The following is a 4,377-nucleotide window of genomic DNA, read 5'->3' on the forward strand; positions in this document are numbered from 1 at the left end:
CCAAGGGCAAGTATCTGGCTGTGCTGGAGGATTACGTGCTGACGGTGTTCAACACCACCACAGGTGAGAGGGACCCTCACTTCAAGGAGGTTTTCACCATGGAGCCCTTAGTGGACGACGAGGGATACTACGCGATCATACAAATGAACACGGTGACCCTTTACCCCCCCTCAGGAGACGAGATCTGGTCCCAGAGTTTCCATGGTATAATACTCGGGGGAACCTTCCTCCCCGATCACAGGAGGATGGCCGTCACGATACCCACGGGGAACGGCACCCGAGTTCTGATATTAGATGAATCAGGAAACACGGTTGAGGAGTTCAGGAAGCCGTTTTTCGTCAGAGGGATAAGGACATCGCCGGATGGGAGCCGAATAATCCTGTGGGGGGACTCTAGAACCATATACTCCCTCGATGAGACGGTCAGGGAGCTCGGAGATGAGGGGATGCTCATGGATCCCTGTATGCGGGTCGATGAGATCCTCTACGATGAGGGGGTCGCGGTAGCCGTCGGTTCCATAGGAAAGATCTCCGTTTACGATGTCAATGGAAGGAAATGGTCCCTTCTCCTGCCCTACGGGCTCTTCGACTTTCCCAATTCGATTCGATTCTCATATTTGGGCGGGGTGGTGACGGCCTCCCTTATAAACGGCACCGTTCTGGTCCTTAACTCGACGGATGGATCAGTCGTCTGGAGGGTAAATAGGGAGGTCGCGTCCCCCGAGTGCGCATTCTCATCGGACGATGCTAGGTACCTCCTAGCCGTCTTCGATGATGACACGATTTTTGTCTACGAGAACTCGAACGGGAGCGCTGAAGCCCTCTTCGCTAAGTCGTGCGACGAACCATTGGCCCTTCCCTCACCCGACTGGCGGGAGATAATCTTCACCTCCGGGAAGGAGGTATTTCTCACATCCCTGAGGGGCGAGATTAAGTGGAGGTTCGATCTGGACTCATATCCGAACATGCTGGTCACCTTGCGCAACCGATACCTCCTGTCAACCGGTGAGGGGACAGCTTACCTGCTCTCCACAAACGGCACCGTAGTAAGGTCGTTCAGGATCAATGGAAACCTCTCGAATTTCATTCCCGTCAGAGAGAATGACGCACTACTCTACATTTACAGGAGCGGTGGAATCGCCTTTGAATTGTTGCGAATGAGCATGTCGACAGGAGAGATCATCTGGTCCAAGGATTTAGCTCTAAATCAGTAACCAGGTTGGTGGCGTGGACTGTGCGCGGGCGAGGAGGGAATATTGCTGGGAGACATCACAGGTAAGGTGTACTCGCTTGCTAATGACGGCTCCCTGAAGCAGGTCAGGGAACTGGAAGGGGGAGTAGATGGCCTGTTCTGCGGGCCAAGGGGACCTGCCCTAGCGCTCTTGACAGTAGGGGAGATCGAGATACGGGGAACGGGAGTGAAAGCTGAAGAGAGGGGCGTGTCTGAAGCAGTGCCCCCAAGTTCAGGCACCACGGTGCGGCCCACGCGGGTGTCGGTGCTAGCATCGCGGGAGCGGATACCCACCGCTTTTGGGATCGTGGGTGTCGTGCTACTGGCTTTCCTTCTGGGTACATGGTTACGTCTCAGGTCAGCCTCCAAACGGGGAGAGTTCCTGAGGGGAGTATCAGAAGCAGGTGGAAGAGCAGGCGGGAAGAAAAGGGAGGATCAGTAAGCGGGGAACTCTACTCCCTTCTCCCTCAAAACCGCATGGGCCGCGGCAAGCCTGGCTACAGGCACCCTGTAAGGGGAAGCGCTCACATAGTCTAGGCCGATGCGGTGGCAGAACTCTATACTTCTAGGATCTCCACCGTGCTCCCCGCATATGCCTACCTCCAGGTTAGGATTAGCCCCTCTGCCCTTCTCCACAGCTATCCTCATCAGCTCGCCCACTCCCTCGAAATCGAGGGACTGGAAGACGTCGAAGTCCAGTATCCCCTTCTCCAAGTAGTCGTGCATGAACTTGTTCTCAACGTCGTCCCTGCTGAAGGTGAAGGTGCCCTGGGTCAGGTCGTTGGTCCCGAAGCTGAAGAATTCCGCTTCCTTGGCGATCTTATCAGCGGTGAGGCAGGCCCTGACCACTTCAATCATGGTGCCTATCGCAGCTTTAACGCCCAGCTCCTCCAGCACAGGCTCGATAGCGTGCTCCTTCACGTACCTTATCTCCCTGAAGTCGCAGACCTGGGGTATCATTATCTGGAGGTGGAGGTCCTTGCCCTCCCTCCTCAGATCGAGGTAAGCCTCAGCTATGGCCCTAGCCTGAGCCTCGTATATCTCGGGGTTGGTGACGCCGAGCCTCACGCCCCTATGTCCCATCATGGGATTGGCCTCCTTGAGCTCCCTGACCCTCTTCAATACCTCTTCCAGCCTCTCCACCTCGCCCTCATCTCCCTTCAGCCTTGCCTCGCATATCCTCTCGAGTAACTCCTCTGGGCTGGGGAGGAACTCGTGCAACGGTGGATCGAAGAGCCTGACCGTAACCTTCAATCCCTCCATGACCCTGAATATCTCTAGGAAATCCCTCTTGAGGTGGGGAACGAGTTCCTTCAGAGCTTCCCTTCTCTCCCTCTCGTCCCTGGCCATTATCACGTGCTGGAAGATCTCCAATCTCTTAGGCTGCCTGAACATCCTCTCCGTCCTGAGAAGTCCTATCCCCTCCGCTCCAAACTCCCTAGCTATTCTCGCATCCTCGGGCGTGTCTGCATTGGCTCTCACGCCAAGTCTCCTCACCTCATCGGCCCATCCAAGTAGCTCGAAGAATTCACTGGGCAGCTTCGTCTTGGCAGTGGGTATCTCCCCCAAGTAAATGCTGCCGGTGAAGCCGTCTATTGTTATGACGTCGCCCTCCCTAACCACGATATCGCCGACGCGGAACTCTCTCCTCTCGTGATCTATCCTTATGTCCTCAGCGCCTACCACAGCTGGCTTCCCTATGGCCCTCGCAACCACCGAGGCGTGGCTCGTCATCCCTCCCCTGCTGGTGAGCACCCCTTGGGCCGCGTAGAAGCCATGCACATCATCCGGCTTGGTTTCCTCCCTGACCAGTATGACCTTCTCTCCCCTCTCGGCCCACTCGACGGCAGTGTCGGCATCGAAGACCACCCTACCTGTTGCCGCTCCCGGCGATGCGTTCAACCCCTTAGCAATTGGCTGAATACCCTTCTCCCTCAAATACTTCTCGTCTACCCTGGGATAGAGGAGCCCCGTTATATGTTCGGGTTTCATCCTCGCTAGAGCCTCCTCCTTTGTGATCAGGCCCTCCTTGACCATCGCAACCGCGGTCCTGACTCTAGCCAGCGGAGTCATCTTCCCGTTCCTCGTCTGCAACAGGTAGACCTTTCCTCTCTCTATCGTGAACTCTATATCCTGAACCTCCTTCTTCAACCTCTCTAGCTTCTTCGCCATCTCGTACAGCTGCTGGTAGAGATCCGGCCTCTCCCTCCTCAGATCATCTATGCTCTTTGGCGTCCTTATTCCCGCCACCACATCCTCTCCCTGGGCATTCGGCAGGAACTCGCCGTACAGCACGTCCTCACCAGTAGCCGGATCCCTAGTGAACAGCACGCCAGTGCCAGAGTCCCAGCCCATGTTCCCGTACACCATGGCAACGACATTCACGGCAGTTCCATCCGCTATATCCGGAGTTATCCTGTTGGCCTTCCTGTAGTAAACTGCCCTCGGCGAATTCCACGATCTGAAGACAGCCTCTATGGCGAGTTCAAGCTGCTTCCATGGATCCTGTGGGAACCGGTCACCCAGCACCTCCTTGTACCTCCTCACCACCTCCTTCAGGTCCTCCGCGGTCAGATCAGCGTCGCTCTTCGCACCCCTGCGGGCCTTGACCTCTTCTAGGATCTCGTCGAACACCTTCTTATCCAACCCGAGGACCGTGGTACCGAACATCTGAAGGAAGCGCCTGTAAACATCGTAGGCGAACCTCTCATCCCCCGTCATCCTAGCTAGGGACTCGACGATCTCGTCGTTGATCCCCAAGTTGAGTATGGTGTCCATCATCCCGGGCATGGATACCGGAGCGCCGCTCCTCACCGACACCAGCAGGGGATTGGATGGGTCGCCGAACCTCTTTCCCGTCTTGGACTCCAGCCATTTCATGGCCTCCCTTACCTGATCCATCAGGCCCCCAGGGAGCCTTTCACCCCTCTCGTAGAACTCCCTACAGGCTTCCGTGGTTATGGTGAATCCGGGAGGTACGGGGAGGCCCTGCTTATACATCAGAACTAGACCAGCCCCCTTGCCACCCAGTAGCTTCCGGTTCCGGGGATCCGCCTCATCATACGTGTATACCAGCTTCTTCAACGACATGCACCGGATGATAGAGGAGAAAGGAACTTTTATTCGTTAGGTGGGATCAGAGCTTC

Annotated in this window: 3 protein-coding genes; 2 read left to right on the forward strand and 1 reads right to left on the reverse strand. The window is 56.2% G+C overall.

What is annotated here, in order from left to right; all coding sequences use genetic code 11:
* A partial coding sequence (locus QI197_07835) for a PQQ-binding-like beta-propeller repeat protein (GenBank protein ID MDK2373268.1) occupies positions 1 to 1,214 on the forward strand: 1,214 nt, incomplete at its 5' end.
* Positions 1,215 to 1,256: 42 nt separating this feature from the next.
* Positions 1,257 to 1,673 (forward strand): hypothetical protein, encoded by a 417-nt coding sequence (locus tag QI197_07840; protein MDK2373269.1) that lies wholly within the window; start codon positions 1,257 to 1,259, stop codon positions 1,671 to 1,673.
* Here QI197_07840 and ppdK read toward each other — a convergent pair.
* Positions 1,667 to 4,321, reverse strand: a complete 2,655-nt coding sequence (gene ppdK / locus QI197_07845) for a pyruvate, phosphate dikinase (protein MDK2373270.1) — start codon at positions 4,319 to 4,321, stop codon at positions 1,667 to 1,669. The two genes, QI197_07840 and ppdK, sit on opposite strands and share 7 nt — an antisense overlap.
* Between the last annotated feature and the right edge of the window lie 56 nt (positions 4,322 to 4,377).

The organism is Thermoproteota archaeon, from assembly GCA_030130125.1.
GTDB lineage: Archaea > Korarchaeota > Korarchaeia > Korarchaeales > Korarchaeaceae > Korarchaeum.